At 61.1% G+C, this 18,221-nt stretch carries 22 protein-coding genes; all 22 read left to right on the forward strand.

Annotation, left to right across the window (positions count from 1 at the left end; all coding sequences use genetic code 11):
• The 22 genes from FEE99_RS17275 to FEE99_RS17380 all read left to right on the forward strand — a co-directional run bounded on the left by FEE99_RS17275 (position 1) and on the right by FEE99_RS17380 (position 18,185).
• On the forward strand, positions 1-207 hold the full coding sequence (locus tag FEE99_RS17275) for a phage head-tail joining protein (RefSeq protein ID WP_041481045.1): 207 nt from the start codon (positions 1-3) through the stop codon (positions 205-207).
• Positions 207-1,688: a phage portal protein gene (locus FEE99_RS17280; protein ID WP_041481044.1), complete on the forward strand. Its 1,482-nt coding sequence runs from the start codon at positions 207-209 to the stop codon at positions 1,686-1,688. Before FEE99_RS17275 ends, FEE99_RS17280 begins: the two co-directional genes overlap by 1 nt.
• Complete coding sequence (locus FEE99_RS17285; protein ID WP_041481043.1) at positions 1,685-2,839, forward strand: head maturation protease, ClpP-related; 1,155 nt, start codon at positions 1,685-1,687, stop codon at positions 2,837-2,839. The genes FEE99_RS17280 and FEE99_RS17285 overlap by 4 nt, the downstream gene beginning before the upstream one ends.
• Positions 2,836-3,180: a head decoration protein gene (locus FEE99_RS17290; protein WP_041481042.1), complete on the forward strand. Its 345-nt coding sequence runs from the start codon at positions 2,836-2,838 to the stop codon at positions 3,178-3,180. The genes FEE99_RS17285 and FEE99_RS17290 overlap by 4 nt, the downstream gene beginning before the upstream one ends.
• 62 nt (positions 3,181-3,242) lie before the next feature.
• Positions 3,243-4,238, forward strand: a complete 996-nt coding sequence (locus FEE99_RS17295; protein WP_041481041.1) for a major capsid protein — start codon at positions 3,243-3,245, stop codon at positions 4,236-4,238.
• A 2-nt stretch (positions 4,239-4,240) separates the two neighbouring features.
• On the forward strand, positions 4,241-4,561 hold the full coding sequence (locus FEE99_RS17300; RefSeq protein WP_041481040.1) for a head-tail joining protein: 321 nt from the start codon (positions 4,241-4,243) through the stop codon (positions 4,559-4,561).
• A complete protein-coding gene (locus FEE99_RS17305; protein ID WP_041481039.1) occupies positions 4,558-5,223 on the forward strand; it encodes a hypothetical protein in 666 nt (221 codons plus the stop codon). Before FEE99_RS17300 ends, FEE99_RS17305 begins: the two co-directional genes overlap by 4 nt.
• Positions 5,216-5,731: a hypothetical protein gene (locus FEE99_RS17310; RefSeq protein ID WP_041481038.1), complete on the forward strand. Its 516-nt coding sequence runs from the start codon at positions 5,216-5,218 to the stop codon at positions 5,729-5,731. Before FEE99_RS17305 ends, FEE99_RS17310 begins: the two co-directional genes overlap by 8 nt.
• Positions 5,732-5,760: 29 nt before the next feature.
• The gene (locus FEE99_RS17315) at positions 5,761-6,297 is read left to right on the forward strand and encodes a phage baseplate assembly protein V (protein WP_041481092.1); all 537 of its coding nucleotides are present in this window, start codon (positions 5,761-5,763) and stop codon (positions 6,295-6,297) included.
• Between the two features lie 52 nt (positions 6,298-6,349).
• Positions 6,350-6,598 carry a hypothetical protein gene (locus tag FEE99_RS17320; RefSeq protein WP_041481037.1) on the forward strand — a complete coding sequence of 83 codons (249 nt, stop codon included), beginning with the start codon at positions 6,350-6,352 and terminating at the stop codon, positions 6,596-6,598.
• Positions 6,599-6,603: 5 nt separating this feature from the next.
• Positions 6,604-6,930 carry a GPW/gp25 family protein gene (locus FEE99_RS17325; RefSeq protein ID WP_041481036.1) on the forward strand — a complete coding sequence of 109 codons (327 nt, stop codon included), beginning with the start codon at positions 6,604-6,606 and terminating at the stop codon, positions 6,928-6,930.
• Positions 6,927-7,808, forward strand: coding sequence for a baseplate assembly protein (locus tag FEE99_RS17330; protein ID WP_041481035.1), 882 nt, complete (start codon positions 6,927-6,929; stop codon positions 7,806-7,808). Before FEE99_RS17325 ends, FEE99_RS17330 begins: the two co-directional genes overlap by 4 nt.
• Before the next feature lies 1 nt (position 7,809).
• A complete protein-coding gene (locus FEE99_RS17335; RefSeq protein WP_041481034.1) occupies positions 7,810-8,412 on the forward strand; it encodes a phage tail protein I in 603 nt (200 codons plus the stop codon).
• Entirely contained in the window at positions 8,413-10,407 is a 1,995-nt protein-coding gene (locus FEE99_RS17340) for a phage tail protein (protein WP_081932666.1), read from the forward strand.
• A gap of 2 nt (positions 10,408-10,409) precedes the next feature.
• Entirely contained in the window at positions 10,410-10,835 is a 426-nt protein-coding gene (locus FEE99_RS17345) for a phage tail protein (RefSeq protein WP_041481033.1), read from the forward strand.
• A 103-nt stretch (positions 10,836-10,938) separates the two neighbouring features.
• On the forward strand, positions 10,939-12,105 hold the full coding sequence (locus tag FEE99_RS17350) for a phage tail sheath subtilisin-like domain-containing protein (RefSeq protein ID WP_041481032.1): 1,167 nt from the start codon (positions 10,939-10,941) through the stop codon (positions 12,103-12,105).
• A gap of 13 nt (positions 12,106-12,118) precedes the next feature.
• Positions 12,119-12,622 carry a phage major tail tube protein gene (locus tag FEE99_RS17355; protein ID WP_041481031.1) on the forward strand — a complete coding sequence of 168 codons (504 nt, stop codon included), beginning with the start codon at positions 12,119-12,121 and terminating at the stop codon, positions 12,620-12,622.
• Positions 12,623-12,635: 13 nt separating this feature from the next.
• Positions 12,636-13,235, forward strand: coding sequence for a phage tail assembly protein (locus FEE99_RS17360; RefSeq protein ID WP_081932664.1), 600 nt, complete (start codon positions 12,636-12,638; stop codon positions 13,233-13,235).
• A 150-nt stretch (positions 13,236-13,385) separates the two neighbouring features.
• On the forward strand, positions 13,386-16,004 hold the full coding sequence (locus FEE99_RS17365; RefSeq protein ID WP_041481030.1) for a phage tail tape measure protein: 2,619 nt from the start codon (positions 13,386-13,388) through the stop codon (positions 16,002-16,004).
• Positions 16,005-16,013: 9 nt separating this feature from the next.
• Positions 16,014-16,859: a phage tail protein gene (locus FEE99_RS17370; protein WP_041481029.1), complete on the forward strand. Its 846-nt coding sequence runs from the start codon at positions 16,014-16,016 to the stop codon at positions 16,857-16,859.
• On the forward strand, positions 16,834-17,040 hold the full coding sequence (locus tag FEE99_RS17375; protein ID WP_034156567.1) for a tail protein X: 207 nt from the start codon (positions 16,834-16,836) through the stop codon (positions 17,038-17,040). Before FEE99_RS17370 ends, FEE99_RS17375 begins: the two co-directional genes overlap by 26 nt.
• Before the next feature lie 95 nt (positions 17,041-17,135).
• On the forward strand, positions 17,136-18,185 hold the full coding sequence (locus tag FEE99_RS17380) for a phage late control D family protein (RefSeq protein ID WP_041481028.1): 1,050 nt from the start codon (positions 17,136-17,138) through the stop codon (positions 18,183-18,185).
• Positions 18,186-18,221: the final 36 nt, after the last annotated feature.

The raw sequence follows: 18,221 nt of genomic DNA on the forward strand, positions 1-18,221 counted from the left end.
ATGTCATTTACGAAAAAGCACCTCGACGCGGTTGAGGCGGCCATTGCTCGCGGTGAAAAAACTGTGCGCTACACCGACCGGACCGTGGAATACCGCACGGTCGATGAGCTGCTCAAGGCGCGCGAAGAAATACGCTCGTCGCTGGCCAGCGCCGCCGGGCCACGTTCGCGCGTGGTCCGCCTTTATCACGGGGGCAAGGGACTTTAATGGCCCGACATTTTCCGACGTTGACCCGTAACGGCTTTGTGCTGCCGTCCAACATCAAGGCCAGTTACGAAGGCGCTGGTGAAGGCCGCCGATCCGCTAACTGGGACGCTCCCGACAACGGGATCAACAGCATCAACACCCCGGCACTGCGCAATTTGCGGTCGCGCTCCCGGGCAGCGGTTCGCAATGACCCGTATGCCTTCAACGTCATCGACAAGCGCGTCAGCAACCTGATCGGTACCGGCATCACCCCTCGGCCAGCGACCGATGATGATGCCCTGCGCAAACTGCTGCAGGAGCTGTGGAGTGATTGGGTTGATGAATCTGATGCGGATGACCGCACCGACTTTTACGGCCAGCAGGCGCTGGTGTCGCGCACGGTGGAAACATCGGGTGAATGCTTTGTTCGCTTGCGTCCTCGCAGTCGGGCCGAAGGCTTGGCGGTTCCGCTGCAGTTGCAGATTCTGGCGCCGGAGTTCGTGCCGCACGACAAATTCGAGAGCACCAAGAACGGCAATATCATCCGCGCCGGCATCGAGTTCACGCCCGGCGGCAAGCGGGTAGCGTATTGGATGTACCTGTCGCACCCGCGTGATGCGGCCTCGTTGAACGCCGGCTATAACCAGCTAGTGCGCGTCCCGGCCGCGCAGGTGCTGCACATCTTCGAACCGGTCGAACCTGGCCAGTTGCGCGGTGTGCCGCGATTGTCGCCGGTACTCAAACGGCTGCGCAGTCTGGACAACTATGACGACGCGGTGCTGTTCCGTCAGGAGGTGGCCAACCTGTTCGCCGGTTTCATCACGCGCCCGTCGCCTGACTCGGGTCCGGCGCCACGCGATCCGGTCACCGGCGCGTTATTGGATCTGGACCGCGACGGCTTCACGCCCATGGTCGCGCTCGAACCCGGCACCATGCAGGAACTCGGTCCGGGTGAGGAGGTGGAATTTTCCAAGCCGCCGGACGCGGGCAACAACTACCCGGACTTCATGCGGCAGCAACTGATGGCTGCTGCAGCGGGCTCTGGTACGCCTTACGAGATCCTCACGGGCGACATGCGCGGGATCAACGACCGAGCGCTTCGGGTGGTGCTCAACGAGTTTCGGCGCCGCCTGGAACAACTGCAATTCAGCGTGTACGTGCATCAGCTCTGCCGTCCCGTACGGGCGGCATGGATGGACATGGCGGTGCTGTCTGGCGTCCTGGTGCTGGACGATTACGCACAGAAACGCCGCCAGTACCTGCGTACCCGGTGGGTGCCACAAGGCTGGGCCTACATCCAACCAGTACAGGACGTGCAGGCACGCCGGATGGAAGTCCAGGCCGGGTTTTCTTCTCGTAGTGAGATGGTGCTGCGCACCGGCTACGACGCCGAAACGGTCGATCTGGAAAACGCCGCCGATCTGGCACGGGCCACAAAACTGGGCCTCAACTACAACACCCTTGATGCCGTCGAAGACACCGACGACAAGGAGCAACCATGAGCAAAAACGCGAAACCGCGTATCTACAACCGCGCCGGCAAACGCGTCGAGGTCAAGGACAAGACCTGGTACGCCGTTCATGCCAGCGGCGAGGCCACCGAGCGAGTGATCGAAGTCTTCGTGTATGGCGAGATCGGCGCGTGGGGTATCACTGCCAATCAGTTCGTGCAGGATCTGCGCGCCATGGACGACGGTGTGTCGCCGGTGGTCGCCGCGTTCAACAGTATCGGCGGTGACCTGTTCGATGGGCTGGCCATGCATAACGCGCTGTCGCGTCTGGGTGAGCGCTGCACTGGTCGCGTTGATGCACTGGCAGCGAGCGCCGCTAGCGTGGCCGTGTGTGGTGCGCACCGCGTAGTCATCGCGGCGAACGCCATGCTGATGATTCATAACCCCTACACCTATGCAGGCGGGGACGCTGAGGACTTTCGCCGGGTCGCTGATGTGCTGGATCAAACCTTGGAGGCGATCATTGCGGCCTATAAGGCCAAGGCGCCCGACATTGATGAGGCGGAACTGCGGCGTTTGGTGGCGGCTGAAACCTGGCTGACCGCCAACGAAGCGGTGGCACTGGGGCTGGCCGATGAAGTGGGCGACGGCATCAAAGTCAAAGCCTGTCTGGGGCAAGGCGCGGTGCTGCAACGGTTCCAGCACGCTCCGGCTGAGTTGGTAGCGCAGCTCGACGAGGCACCCGAACCGGATCCGGATCTTGATCCTGTCGATCCGCCGACGGTGCCGCCCGTTGTAGACTCGGCCAAGTTGGCATTGATGGTCACTCAGCGCTGCACGGCGGCGGGCATCAGCAACCTGATCGAGCCGCTGCTCAAGTCCACCCAGCTTGAAAGTGAAGACATCGTTTTGGCGGGGCTGGCACGCGCCAAGGCGATTAACGACCTCTGCGTGGCCGCGCGGCTGCCTGAATTCAGCGCCGAGTATGTCGCGGCAGGTCTGGATGCGCCGGCGGTGCGGGCGCGTCTGTTCGACAAAATTGTCACCAGCGGCAAGGGCTTTGAAATCGACAACAGTCTGCCGCTGGCGGACGATCTGGCGCCCAAGGTGCTGGCCAAACAACCTGACCCCAACTCGATTTGGGCTGCTCGCCAAGCGGCCCAAACTGGAACCGCGCAAAGCGCGAAAGGAGCACGAGCATGACCATCAAACAGGAACCGATGCACGCAGGTGAATTCCTGCTGTCCGAAGGCGCCGGCACGATCTCGCGTGAAGCGATCAACGTCGCGGCCGGTCCAGCGTTGTGGCCGGGGCAAATCCTCGGGCTGGTGACCGCCACCGGCGAATTCGCACCGTATGAACCGGCGGCAGAGGACGGCACTGAAAACGCTGTCGCCATTCTCTACGGCCCGTTGGGCGAATCCGATGTGGTGCGTCGCGGTCGCGCCGTGGTGCGGTTGGCCGAGGTCAGTGAAGCGCATTTGACCGGCCTGGATCTGGCTGCCGAGAAAGCCTTGGCCGCACATTCGGTAATCGTCCGCTAAGACGTTTCCTTTTTCATATGCATCCCGCCGCGAGCGGGATTTTTCGTTTCTGGAGAGTACCCATGGCCGATATCGCCATTTTTGAAGACGAAGCGTTTACCGTTACCTCGCTGACCGCTGCACTCAATGATCAACCCTACCTGCCGGGCCGCATCAGCGCCCTGGGCCTGTTCCGCGAGGAAGGCATTACCACCCTGACCGTGCAGATTGAAAAGGACGGTGACACCCTGGCACTGGTGCCGGCCGGTGAGCGCGGTGGTTCTGGCCTGGTGGTTGCTGCGAGCAAGCGCAACCTGATCCCGTTCAACACCGTACACCTGCCTGAGCGCTTCACCATCAAGGCGGATGAGATCCAAGGCATTCGCGCCTTCGGCACTCGCACCGAGCTGCAGGCGGTGCAGGACGTGGTCAATGCACGTCTGGCAAAGGCGCGTCGTCAGTTGGATGCGACGCATGAGTTCCAGCGCATGGGCGCACTCAACGGCCAGATCCTCGACGCTGATGGTTCGACGGTGCTGCTGGACTTGTATGAGCGCTTCGGTGTTCAGCGTCAGAAGTTGTCCATGGGGCTGACTGAAGCCGGTACCGAGCTGCGGGTTAAGTGCGGTGAGGCGCTGGACATGCAGGAAGACGCGCTCGGCAGCGTGACCAGCACCGGTTCTCGCGCCTTCTGCGGCAAGAACTTCTGGAACAAGCTGATCGTTCACAAGTCGGTCAAAGAGACCTACCTTAACAGTCAGCAAGCGGCGGCCTTGCGTGGTGATGCGCGCGAAAGCTTCGAGTTCGGCGGCATCATCTGGGAGCGCTATCGTGGCAAGGTCGCGGGCGTGTCGTTCGTCCACGACGACAAGGCGCTGCTGGTGCCTGAAGGCGTGCCAGATCTGTACATCTCGGTGTTCGCGCCGGCCGACTACATGGAAACGGTCAACACTCAGGGCATTCCGTACTACAGCATGATCGAGCCGCTGCCCTTCAACAAAGGCATGGCGGGCGAAGCTCAGTCCAACCCGTTGCACCTGTGCACTCGACCGCGCGCCCAGATCCTGCTGGAACTCTGACCATGGGCTTTCGCGATCTGGTCGCCGAGGTCGACGCGGTGGTGTTCGAAACGCTGGGCGACACTGCACGGATCGAAGGTCGCGACGAGCCAGTGTTCGGCATGTTTGCCGCGCCCTGGCTGCAACCTAAGTTCGGCAAGCTCAACACCGGGTTGCGAGAGCCGCGCTTCGAGATCCGCGTCAGCGATTCGCAAGGTCTGGAACAGGGCATGTTGGTCAGCGTTGACCTGCCTGCCTTGGATGGCGGCGGTGACTACGACCTGATCCAGCTCGAACCGAGCGGTGACGGGCTGGTCGCTCTGATTCTGAGGTTACGGCCATGAGCGTCGGCAGCTATTTCAAACCCTCGGCCGGGGGCGGGATGATCTCCATCCAGTCCTCGGCCGCACATTTTCAAGCGTTCCAGGACTTTGCCAAGGTGGTGCCGAAAGCGGCTGCTGCGGCGCATCGGCGCGCGATCAACAAAACGTTGGGAAGGTTGCGCACGCACATTGCCCGAGCCGTCAGCCGGTCAGAGCGCATTGCCGTAGCAGCGGTGCGTCAGCGGTTGCGCAGCTATCCAGTTTCCGGCGCGGCCGCGAGCGGCAAATTATGGTTCGGGTTGAACACCATCGAATCCAGCCGGATCGGCCGGGCGCGGCAGACCGGTAGCGGTGTGTCGGTGGTGGGGCGGCGTTACGAAGGGGCTTTTCTCAAGAAGGTCTACGGCAACAAGCCCGACATCTGGATCCGTACGGCCAGCAAGCATTTCAACGCGGACGACTACCCGGACAGCACGGTTTCCCCCGGTCGCGGGCCGAGTTCTGGCTGGGTCGCCGAAAACGGTAGTCGTTTCCCGTTGGCCAAAGCCAAGGTGTCGCTGGAGCAAGCCCGCCCGCATTTCGATAGCTGGGTCAAAAAGGCAGACGAGATCCTGTTGGCGATTCTCAAACAAGAACTCAACTTTGAGCTGCAGAAATACCTTAAGAGGATCGGCAATGTCTGACGAACCGTTCAGCCTGGACCAGCTTTTTCGGGCGGTAGAACAGCATCTGCGTACCTACTTGCCTGGCGTGCAGACCGTCACGGCTTGGCCAGGCATTAAGGATCGCGTGTTGCTGCCCGCGGTGTTTCTTGAAGTGGCTGAGATCGAGCCGGGTACCGAAATCGGCACCGGCGAAACTTCGCTGGTCTGCAAGTTCGAGGCTCGGATCATTGTTGACCCGATCAAGCCGCACCATCATCAACAGGCCGTGCAATTGGCGACCCAGTTGGCGGTGCTGCTGCGCGCGCAGACGTGGGGATTGGCAGTTGAACCTGCCGAGTTTGTGCAATCGCTGCAGGACTTTACCCAGCCGCACCTGGATGGATACACCGTGTGGCTGGTGGAATGGACTCAGCAGGTTTATCTGGGGCCGGAGGAATGGCTTTGGCCTGACGAGCCGCCGGGGATGTTGCTCATTGGCTTCCAGGACGACGTCAAAGAGGACTTTGTCCCAGCGGAGGCGATGTGAGCAGCTACGCGAGCGCCCAGCATGACCGCATGATTGCGGGAGCGGTAAAGGCTTGCTACGTGGTCGCGGTGGATCTGTCAGCATCGCCGCCGGTGTGTCGCGTGTCAGACGGCAGTGAATGGGTCAGCGCTTGGGTGCGCTGGCACAGCATCGCCGCCGGCAAGGCCAGGCACTGGCGGGCGCCGTCTTTGGGCGAGCAGGGCAGCTTGATCAGTCCCAGCGGTGACGTGTCACAAGGCACGTTTGTCCCGGGCCTGTATGGCAATGCTGGCCCGCCGCCGGACAACCGCGACCATGTCGAGGTCTGGCGCTTCGATGATGGAGGCTCGCTGATCTACGACTGGCAGGCCAAGAGCTACAGCATCACCCTGCCCAGCGGCACGGTCACCATCAAAGTGGCCAGCACGGAAGCGGTGGTGACCGATAGCGCGGTGAACGTGACCACCGGCAACATCAATCTTAAAGCGGCGGTGATGATCGACGGCGCGCTGCACGTTACCAAGGGCATCACCAGCGCCGGCGCGATCATTGATGCCACCGGAAACAGCAATCACCACACGCATTAATTCATTCACGACAGCCCGCCCAGTGCGGGTTTTATTACGCCTGGAGAACCACATGGCCAAGTTCGATCCGACTTCAACCGAGGCGCAAACCTCCTCGGAACCGGCATTGTCATCCCCAACCTACTCATCGCCTGAGTCCTTGAAATTCCGCGACAAGCTCTACACGTCGCGACTGTTGATCGTGCCCGATACTGACCGTTCCTATCCGGTCGAAAAGGCGACGGTCGTGGTGCCGTCCTCCGACATCGAGGCGGTCAAGTTCCTGAAAGCCAGCGAAGAATACGAGCCGTTCAAGGAGTGACATAGATGATCGGAATGGATCGCCACACCGGCCTACCCATATCCGGCATCGAGCATCTGCGGCAATCCATTGCCGACATCTTGAGCACGCCGCTGGGCAGTCGCCGGCACCGCATGGAGTACGGCAGCAAGCTGCGGCGGTTTGTCGATTTGCCCGTCAACGAGGGCTGGAAAAGCGCTGTGCAGGCTGAGGTTGCCCGCGCTTTGGGGCGCTTTGAGCCGCGTTTGAAGTTGGATCAGGTGCGCGTCATTTCCGTCATTGGCGGGCAAATCAATTTGCAAATCGTCGGGAAATACCTGGGCGACGGCGTCACGTTGGAGGTGGCTGCATGAGTACCGTTGATCTGTCGTCGCTGCCGGCGCCGACCGTGCTGGAGCCTCTGGACTTCGAAGAGGTGTATCAGGACGGTTTAGGCGTCTTTCGCGGGTACATGGGTGGCAACTGGACGGCCGCGCTGGAAAGCGATCCAGTGGTCAAATTGCTTGAGGTCGGGGCTTATAACAAGGTCAGCAACCGCGCTCGGGTCAATGACGCCGGCAAGGCGCTATTGCTGGCGCACGCTATTCGCGGCGACCTCGATCACTTGGGGGCCAACGTCAATCTGCAGCGCCTGGTCATTCAGGCTGAGGATCTGCTGGCCGTGCCGCCGGTGCCCAAGGTCATGGAAGACGACGACCCGTTTCGCGAACGCATCCAGTTGGCCTATGAGGGTTTGACCACGGCCGGCCCGCGTAACAGCTACATCCTGCACGCGCGTAACGCCTCGGGGTTAGTGGCAGATGCGACGGCTGAAAGCCCGGCGCCTTGTTACGTTACGGTAACGGTGCTGGGGTTTGATGGGGAGGGCGAAGCGCCGCCGGAGCTGCTGGCGACGGTGGCCGCTGCGCTGGATGACGATGACGTTCGCCCGGTGGGCGATCGTGTAACCGTGCAGAGCGCGCAGGTGATCCGCTACGAGATTGACGCCATCTTGCATATGGCCGGCGCCGGCCCCGAAGCGGATGCCAGTTTGGCCGAAGCGAAAAGCCGATTGGCAGCCTGGATCAATCCACGCAAGCGGCTGGGCGTCGAGGTCGCCCGCTCTGCTGTTGACGCTCAGTTGCACGTTGCCGGCGTTGCACGGGTTGAGTTGGTCGGGTGGCAGGACTTGGCCCCGACCAAGGCTCAGGCGGCGTTCTGTACACGCTACAACGTGAGGCTGGCGGGCTGATATGAAAAGTCTCCTGCCGCTCAACAGCACGCAACTGGAACGGGCCATGGAGGCCGCGTTCTTCGAACAGACGATTGTCCCACTGCGCGACCTCTACAACCCCGACACCTGTCCCGCGCATCTGCTGCCACATCTGGCGTGGGCGTGGTCTGTCGATCGCTGGGACTACCGATGGCCTGAGGCGACCAAGCGCGCGGCCATCAAAGCGTCGTTCTACATCCACAAGCACAAGGGCACGATCGGCGCGATACGTCGCGTGGTCGAGCCGCTGGGCTATCTGATCGAAATTGTCGAGTGGTTCAAAACCGTGCCCGAGGGCGTGCCGGGCACCTTCGCACTGAAGATCGGCGTTCTCGATACCGGCATCACCGAAGAAATGTATCAGGAGCTTGAGCGACTGATTGATGACGCCAAGCCCGTCACCCGGCACATGATTGGTCTGGCGATCAGCCTGGAAACACAAGGCAATTTGAGTGTAGGCGTGACGCTCTACGACGGTGATGAACTCGATATCTATCCGCCGGAAATGCAGGACATTGAAATCACCGGCAGCTTCGGCGTGGTCGGCCGTGAACACTCCATAGACATCATGGATATTTATTAAATGATTGATGCGAACTCAAAGTTTTTCGCGATCCTGACGGACGTGGGGGCGGCCAAGCTGGCGAATGCCAATGTGCTGGGCGTGCCCTGGAACATCACGGAAATGGGCTTGGGCGATGCCAACGACACCGAGCCGCAGCCCAGCGCCAAGCAAACCAAACTGATCAACGAATGGCGCCGCCGTCCGCTGAATCAACTGCGCATCGATCCGGTCAACCCGGCGGTGATTATTGCAGAACAGGTTATCCCGGCCGACGAGGGCGGGCGCTGGATTCGTGAGGTGGGTCTGTATGACGCTGACGGGGATCTGGTGGCGGTGGCCAACTGCGCGCCAAGCTTCAAACCGGTGCTGTCGCAGGGATCGGGCCGCACGCAAGTTGTGCGGATGAACCTGATTGTTTCCAGCACGGCGCAGATCAGTCTCAAGATTGACCCGTCGGTGGTGCTGGCCACGCGTGAGTATGTCGATTCGCGCATTCTGGAGGAGCTGAGCAAGCTCGACATTAAGCAGTCAGTGCGCGCGGCGACCACGGCCAATATTACCTTGGTCGGCTTGCAGGTCGTCGACGGTGTTTCGCTGAATGCCGGCGATCGCGTGCTGGTGAAGAATCAGGCGGCTGCCAAGGATAACGGCCCGTATGTGGTGGCTGTGGGTGCCTGGGCGCGGGCCAAGGATGCCGACAATAACGCGAAGGTCACGCCGAATCTGACGGTAGCGGTCGAGGTGGGTGCGACGCAGGCCGACACGATCTGGCAACTGGTGACCGATGGCCCGATTGTCGTGGGCACCACGGCGCTCACGTTCAAGGACATTACAGACGGCTTTGCCCGGCTGTTGTCGCCAAGCCTTGCCGGCAACCCCACGGCCCCGACGCCGGCGCAGTTCGACGGTAGTAAGTCGCTCGCTACGACCGAGTTCGTCAAGCGTAGCGGTGTGGAGTTCTCGGGCTTCACTACGAACGCTGCAAACTTGGCATTGACGGCCGCGCACGTCGGTGGCCTTCACAGCTTTTCCGGTGCCGCGCAGCTTCAGGCCACTTTGCCTCCGACGGCAGGTGTCGCGCAGGCCGCAACCATTACGCTTGTTTGTGCCGGCAATGGTGGGCTAAAAATTGTCCCGGCCGGCGCTGACGTCGTGTACACCTCGACCGGTGTCGCTGGGCCGCTGGTACTCGCCCTGGGCGACACCGCTGAATTCATCCGATTGGAAGGTCAGTGGCGATTAGTCGGGGGAACGGCTGCGCTCGCCTTCGCTGGGGTCATGGCTGGGCCGAACTTCTCAACTCGGCCCCAGTTCGACAATACCAAGGCGCTGGCAACGACGGAGTTTGTGAACCGCACGCAGGGTAACTGCAAAGGGTTGGTTGCAATTTCCGTCAACACCACTTTGACCGCTGAGCAGGTTGGTAGCTTTGTTACGTCGAACGTCGGTACGGGGTCGGTCAATGTTGGTTTGCCGCTGGTTTCCTCGGTGGTCCCGGGATCTATGTTTCTGATCACTCATTCGTCGTCGGCCATGGCGTCGTTCGCAGTCACCACTACTGGAGCGGATCTGCTCATTTTTGACGGGCTTGGTGGAAATAGCGCTCCATACCCGATGGCAGTCGGTGAGTTTCTTTTGGTTGTTGCTGTCGGCCTTGGCTGGAAAGTAGCCGGTGGGAATGGCGCAAAGACGCTGAAAACTGGCGGTGGTTTTGCTGCTGGAACGGGCGTGCAGGGCTATCAGAAGCTGCCGAGCGGAACAATCATCCAGCGGGGCAGTGGTACGACAACTAACGGCACTGGTTCGGTGACATTTCCAGTCACATTCCCTACGGCTTGCCGTCAAGTTTTGGTCACGGAATCGGCCGCGACTGGCTGGGTTCCGGCGAACTTCACAGTTTACGGCGCGGGCACAAAAACTCAATTGGGAGCCCTTATCCGCTCAATGAACTGGAACGGAAGTGCTTGGGCTGGGAGCAACGGCAACTTCGACTACATTGCAATAGGGGAATGATCATGTTGTTTAGTCCAAGCACTTGCGGTTTTTATGACCCTGCCATCAATTCTGTTTTGCCTTCTGACGCCGTTGAAATCGATGATGATTTTTATGCCGAGCTTCTGCGTGGTAACTCTCGCGGGCAGATCATTACGTCAGATAAGCATGGTTATCCCTGCCTTGTTTCACCGGCAGAGCCATCGCCTGATTATTTGGCGGAGCTGGAACGCACATGGCGAAACGGTCAGCTTTTGTTGACGGATCCGTTGGTTTCTCGACACCGCGACGAGATCGAGGAGGGGGGCGAAACCTCACTCACGGCCGACCAGTACACGGAGTTGCAGGCCTACCGCCGTCAGTTGCGCGACTGGCCGCTAGGGGATCAATTCCCCCTCGCCGAACATCGACCGCCGGCGCCGACCTGGCTGTCAGCACAACCCAACTAAACGCCCCGCACTGACGGGGCGTTTTCTTTTCCGTTACGCGTAACACGAACACCCTCACAGCCTCGCTTATGCGGGGCTTTTTCGTTTCTGGAGACTGACCCTTATGAGTTTTTTCCACGGCGTCACGACCACGTCGGTCGACACTGGTGCGCGCACCATCTCGCTGCCGTCGTCGTCGATTATCGGTCTGTGCGACACCTTCACACCTGGCGTTCTCGGCGGTGGTACCGCCAAGGCGGGCGAGCTGAAGTTGATCACCACCGAGCGCGAAGCCATTGCCGCCTTCGGTGCCGAGTCGGCAATCACCAAGGCCTGTCAGGCGATCTACGTCAAAGCCAAGGCGGTGATCGTCGCCATCGGCGTGGCCGAGCTGGAAGACCCTGCGCTGCAAACCTCGGCGATCATCGGCGGCGTGCTGGAGTCGGGGCAGCGTACTGGCTTACAGGCGCTGCTCGACGGAAAGAGCCTGTTCAACGCCCAGCCGCGATTGCTGATCGCCCCGGGCCACACCGCGACTCAGGCGGTGGCCACGGCGCTCGATAGCTTGGCGCAGAAGCTGCGCGCTATCGGCATCATCGACGGACCGGGTACGACCGACGAGGCCGCCATGGCCTACGCCGATAACTTCGGCAGTCGCAACCTGTTCATGGTCGACCCGGGCGTCAAGTATTGGGACACCATCACCAGCAAGACCGTCGACGCGCCCGGCTCGGCTTGGGCGGCGGGGCTGTTCGCCTGGACGGATGCTGAATACGGTTTCTGGGCGTCGCCGTCGAACAAGGAGTTGACCGGCATCACCGGTACCGGCCGCGCGGTCGAGTACCTAGACGGCGACGAGACCTGCCGGGCCAACCTGCTCAATAACGCCAATATCACCACGATCATTCGCGACGACGGTTACCGCCTGTGGGGCAACCGCACGCTGTCGAGCGATCCGAAGTGGGCGTTCGTTACCCGCGTTCGCACGCTGTTCATCCTCATGGACGCGGTACAGGCGGGGCACAAGTGGGCGGTCGACCGCTCGATCACCAAGACCTACGTGACCGATGTCACCAACGGTCTGGATGCATTCATGCGCGACCTGAAAGCCCAGGGCGCAATCATCAACTTTGAAGTGTTCCCCGACACCGAACTGAACACGGCCAGCCAGATCGCCCAGGGCAAGGTGTATTGGCGCATCCGTTTCACCGATGTTCCGCCGGCAGAGAACCCGAATTTCCTTTTCGAAGTCACCGATCAGTGGATGACCGAAGTGCTTGAAGCAGCCTAAGGGGGCGTAGCAAATGATTCCTCAGACTTTGTACAACACCAACCTGTTCGTCGACGGCGTGAACTTCTCCGGCGACGTGCCGAGCCTGACGCTGCCCAAGCTGACCACCAAGACCGACGAATATCGTGGCGGCGGCATGGCTGGCCCAATCGATATGGATCAGGGGCTTGAAAAAATGGAAGCCTCGTTTGTCACCAAGGGCGTGCGCCGCGAGTCGCTGAAGTACTTCGGCCTAGCCGACGGCACGGCGTTCAACGCCACGTTCCGAGGTGCCTTCAAGGGCCAAAAGGGCGCTGTGACAGCAGTCGTTGCCACCCTGCGCGGTCGCCTCAAAGAGGTCGATCTCGGCGACTGGAAAGCCGGTGATGCGGCCGAGATCAAACACGCCGTTTCGGTCACGTACTACAAGCTCGAAATCGACGGGCGCCTGATGTACGAGATCGACATGGTCGCCGGCATTCAGGTGATCGACGGCAAAGACCAACTGCTCGAAGTGCGCCAGGCGCTCGGCCTGTAAGGAATAGATCCAGATGACTCAAGCAATCGCTAAAAAACTGCCGGCCTGGTTGTCGCTCAGCGCGCACGGCGCAGTCGTGACGCTGACCCGGCCAACCAAAGCCAACAGCATCGACGTCGAGACGTGGAACCTGCGCAACCCGACCGTGCGTGAAGTGCGCGCGGCTGATCGTGCTGCCAACGGCGACGATGAACAGCGTGAACTGATGCTGTTCGCAGGTCTCGCCGAAGTCGGACTGAAGGATCTGGAAGGCCTCAAGCTGACGGATTATCGCCGCGTGCAAACGGCGTATTCGCACCTGGTACCGAAAACCGATTATTCGGACTCGATGCCGGCATGGCTGTCGCTGACCACCGACCAAGTGCTGGTGACACTGTCGTGCCCGAGTGAAATCAATGGCGTGACCGTCGACAAGCTGGCCTTGCGTTCGCCGACCGTGGGCGACGTGCGCGCCGCCAACCGTGAAGTGGGTGGTGACGATGAGCAGCGCGAGCTGGTGTTGTTTGCTGCATTGTCCGGTGCGCGTGTGGCGGATCTGGAGGGGCTGAAGCTGGTGGATTTTAACCGCTTGCAGGCCGGCTATTTTCGCATGGACAACGACGACGGGCTTTAACCCCAGCGTTATCAAGTCGGCGGCGAAACGTCTGGCGGCGGAAACCGGATTTTCCGCCGCCGAGATCCAGTCGATGCCGTTCGCGGATATGGTGTGGTGGCTCACGGATTGAGCCGCCATCGGTAGTGCTGGGCACATGAGGGCCATGACATGGCAAACAAACTCGCCCTCGGGCTGGTGATCGGCGGTGCCGTCAGTTCCACGGTCGGCGCCGCGTTCAAGGACGTGACCGGACGCATCAAGCGCCTCGAGGCAGAAGGCAACAAAGCGCGCGTGCTGCAGCGCACGATTGGCGACACCATCCGCCTGCGCGAAGAATGGAAAAAGGCTCACGACACCGGCGCTGCCGGCGCGTCCAAATTACTCAACCGTTTGAACTCGAACCTCGACAGCTTGAAAAAGCAGGGGGTCGAGGTCGGCCGGCTGGAAAAAGCCTATCGCTCGATGGGGCAAACGGCCAACAAGGCCGAGCTGAAAGCCAAGGGTCATCAGCAGATCGATTCTGGCGTAAAGGGCATGAAGGGCGCCGTCGGTGCGGCGGTGGTCGGTGTTGGTGCCATGGCGGTACCGGCCAAGGTCAGCGCTGATTTTGGCGCAATTGTCCGTGACATCGCGATCAAGGCCGGCATTGCCAACAAGCCGCAAGAACAGGAGATGTCGCGCAAGATCATCGACACTTCACGCGACACCGGCATGGCGCGCAACGATGTGGCCGACGTGGTCAATCAGTTGGTCGGCGCCGGTATGGACCTGAGCAAGGCGCTGGAGTACGCGCCTGTCGCGGCCAAGTTTGTCGTGGGGCAGGGATCCAGCGGTGTCGACACGGCGAAGATGATCAACGCCCTGGGGCAGAACGCCAAGATCACCGACCCCAAGCAGATGCAGCAGGCGCTGGAGGCGATCGCTTACCAAGGGCAGGCGGGTAGCTTTGAAGCGGCCGACATGGCCAAGTGGTTTCCGGAGCTGTTGGCCAACATGGCCAGCAACGGCATCACTGGCTTGGATGCGGTGACGCAATTGGGCGCCATGTTGCAGGTGCAGATGAAGCAGGCCGGCAGTTCGGACGAAGCGGCCAACAACCTGAAAAACTGGATGGGCAAAATCGGTTCGACCGATACGGTCAAGGCTTATGAAAAAGCCGGGATTGATTACAAGGGATCGATGCAGACCGGTTTGCAAAACGGTATGTCGACCCTTGAGACCAGCATGTCGCTGGCTCAGAAATACATTCAGGCGACCGATCCGAAGCGTGCGGCGGCCATGGCCGAAGCGACGTCAAAAATCAGCAAGGAAGCCAATCCCGATAAGGCCAAGGCCATGATGGCCTCGCTGGAAGAATCCCTGCGCACCGGCGACCTGTTCGCCGACATGCAGGTCAAGGCCGCGCTGTCGGCCTACATGCAGAACAAGGCGCTGTACAGCCAGCTCAAAAACGATTCGCGTGACGCCACCGGAATCCTCGACAAGAACCTCGCCGAGCGGCGCGAGTCGTCATCGCAGAAATGGGCGGAAATGGCCCAGTCGATGGATGACGCCATGCGCAGCATCGGTGATGCGCTGCGCCCGGTGACGGACACCGTGGCCGAGTCGTTGACCAAGGTTACTAAAGGCATTACGTCGCTGACGGATAGCGCGCCCGGGGTGGTTGCCGGTATCGCCACGGTCGGGGCGGGGCTGATCGCCTTAAAAGGTATCTTCAGCACGATCAAGATCGGCAAGGGGTTGCTAAACCTTGCGCGTGGGTCGCGCGGTGGCAGGAATGGGAGCGAAGCCCCAAATAAAAACCCCGGAGAACTTGATCTGGTAGCGACTGGCCTGGATGTTGTTTCGCGGGTGAAGGATGCGGCAACAGGCGGTGGCCTTGGTACTGACAGTGGTGCAGGTAACGAAGGCGTCAAGAAGGTTTTCGTCGTCAATGCCGGCGCTATGGGTGGCGGTGTGGATGCGTCGGGCGAATCGCGCCGACGTGGACGTGGGTCAAGGCGCAGCGCGCGGCGCCGATCGTTGCCGAGTTCGAGAGGTCCTCGTCCGTCTGTGCCTCGTCCACCTGTTTCGCTCCCATCGCCATCAGTCCCCTCCGTTCCAAGTGGGGCATTGTCCAAGCTCAGCGCCGTCGCAGGAACCGTCGGCAAGGTCGGCAAGGTGGCCAAGGTTATTCCTGGCGGCACGCTGCTGGAGTCCGGCGCGATGGCGCTTGAAACCTTTCAAAACGCCAAGACCAAGGACGAAAAAGCCGAAGGTTACGGTTCGGCCGCTGGCAACTTGGCCGGCACCATGGCCGGTGCAGCAGCAGGCGCCGCCATTGGTTCGGTTGTGCCGATCATCGGCACCGCGATCGGCGGCATGATCGGTGCTTACCTGGGCAGTCAGGGCGGTGCGGTGCTGGGCGGGTCGTTGGGTAAGTCGTTGTTCGGTGGTGAGGATGAAAAGCCCGAACAAACGGCAAAGGCGCCGGTGCCGACCACGCCGCTCATGATGGCGTCAGCGGCGCAGCAAGGCCCGGTGTTGGGGGATGTCGCGCGCTCGATGGCGGTGACGGCGCCGCTCAAGTCGGCGGCGCTGGCTATCCAGCCCAAGGAGGCGGCGAAGCCGGAGCCGGCCAAGGTGGATCAGCAGTTTCAGTATTCACTGAGCATGCCGGTGACCGTGCAGGGCGATGTCAAAGACCCCCAAACCTTGGCGCAGGATCTGATGCCGCACATGCAGCGAATGATGGCGGACGCGGCGAGGAGTAACGCCGCCAAGCTGTACGACGAACCCCATGTCTAAGGAGGTTTCATGGCTTACATGGAGCAGATGCAATCAAGTCTGAAGTATCTGGTGGATGCAGCGGAAACCGGGCGGCGTAGCGCGGATGGCATGCTGTCCCCGGTCAATGGCGCGATCCGCGAACTGACCGGCGCCGCGTCCGAGCTGGAAAACATCCCGTTCGTTGGTCCAGCCATCGGCGCCAAGCTTCAGCGGGTGATGCGCGGCGTCGACGCGGCTCAGACCAAGGTCGGTCAGGTGGCGGCGGTGTACGGCCGCACCACCCGGGCGGCGGCCGAAGTGCAGGAGCGGCTGGGCACATTGAAGGAACAGGCAGGCAAGGCAGCCACGGCGATCAACAACGTTGCCGGCAAGGTCAGTCCGTCGCTGGCCAACATCGTGCCCACCAGTTCCTTTGCCGTGGAGGCCACGCCGGCGCCGGAGGCGGTGAAGCCGTTCCCGCATCTGATGATCATTCAGCCGCGCGATCCGAAGATTGAGCCGTATTACTTCAACCTGGACACGGCAGCTTTCGACGAGCTGAGCCGTTCGACCGAATTCCGCTGGGCTTCGCAGGAGCGGCTGACGCGCCGCCCGGCGAAGCAGGCCATCGGTATGGGCGATGAAAAATTGACGCTCAAGGGCACCATCTATCCGGGCTTCAAAGGCGGTTTAAAGCAGCTAGACACGCTGCGTTCCATCGGGGCCAGGCAGCAGCCGCTGACCCTGACCACGGGCTATGGCGAGGTGATCGGGACGTGGTGCCTGAAAAACATCAACGAGGAACAATCCGCACTGCTGCACGGCGGGATTGCTCGCAAACAGGGCTTCACTCTGGAGTTTGAGCGCTATGGCGACGACATGCAGGACGTCTGACGGCGACATGCTCGATGTCATTTGCAACAACGTTTACGGCCATCTGAATGGCAGCGTCGAGGCCGTGCTCGACGCCAATCAGGGGTTGGCCGATGAGCCTCAGCCGTTCCGGTTGGGCGTGATCATCGTCCTGCCGGATCTGCCCAGCCCGACCAATGAAGGCGTCAGCTTGTGGGATTGACCCGGGGGGAGGCCTTCGCCGGCGCCGCGCCGCGTTACGCGTAACGACACCTTGTTTTCTGGCCGCCTTGTGCGGGTTTTTTATTGGAAAAAACCATGACTCCGATGTTTCGCATTGTCGCCGATGGGGCCGACGTCACGGCCAAGATCAACGATCGGCTGTTGTTGCTGCGCACCTCTGACAAGCCGGGCATGGAGTCCGACGAGTTTGAGTTGCGCATCGACGACCGTGATGGGGAAGTGCAATTGCCACGGCGCGGCAGCTCAATCGAGGTTTACCTGGGCTATGCCGAAACGACCTTGGCGCGCATGGGCAGTTACACCGTGGACACGGTCGAGGTATCAGGCCCACCGGATACCATCGTGATCAAGGGCAAGGCCAGCGACGTACGTGGCAGTGGCAAGACGATCCGTAGCGGGAGCTGGGAAGACGTGCCGCTGTCGAAGATCGTGGCTGACGTCGCGGCGCGCAATGGCTGGACGCCGGTGTGCCCGGTGTCGACCAAGGTTGCTCGGGTCGACCAGCTCAACGAGTCCGATTTTAATTTCATCACCCGCCTGGCCAAGCAATACGACTGCACGGCCAAGGTCGCCGACGGCAAGCTGTTGGTGATGCCGCGCCAAGGTGGCCAGACGGCGAGCGGCAAAGCATTCGGCGCCATCACGCTGACTCGCCGCGATCTCAGTCGCTGGCAATTCAGTCTTGGAGATCGCAATTCGCACAAGGCGGTGGCCACCAAGCATCAGGACAAAAAGAACGGCAAGCTCGCGGTGGTTACCATCGACAACGATGACGCGCCGGACGGATTGCCGGCAGTGCATACCGACCGCCATATCTACCCAAACAAGACCGCTGCTGAAGCGGCGGCAAAGGCCCGTCTGTCCGCGTTCAACCGCTCGACCGCCGATGTTCGGCTTGAGATGCCCGGCCGGACGGACATCTTCGCCGAGCGTCCCATCATCGCTCAGGGTTTCAAGGTCGGGCTTGATGGTGAATACCTGGCGGATTCGGTTGAGCAGGTATTCACCCAGTCCGGATGGTCCACTACGGTCGAATGCAATGCCGGCAAAACCGGTAAATCCAAGGGCAAGAAAAAGAAAGGGCCGAAACCACCCCTCAAGGTTGTGAACATCGAGAAGCAATAGCCGCCCCCCATCGCCGCCTGAGTGCGGTTTTTTTAT

The organism is Pseudomonas sp. ef1, from assembly GCF_007293365.2.
Taxonomy (GTDB): domain Bacteria; phylum Pseudomonadota; class Gammaproteobacteria; order Pseudomonadales; family Pseudomonadaceae; genus Aquipseudomonas; species Aquipseudomonas siliginis.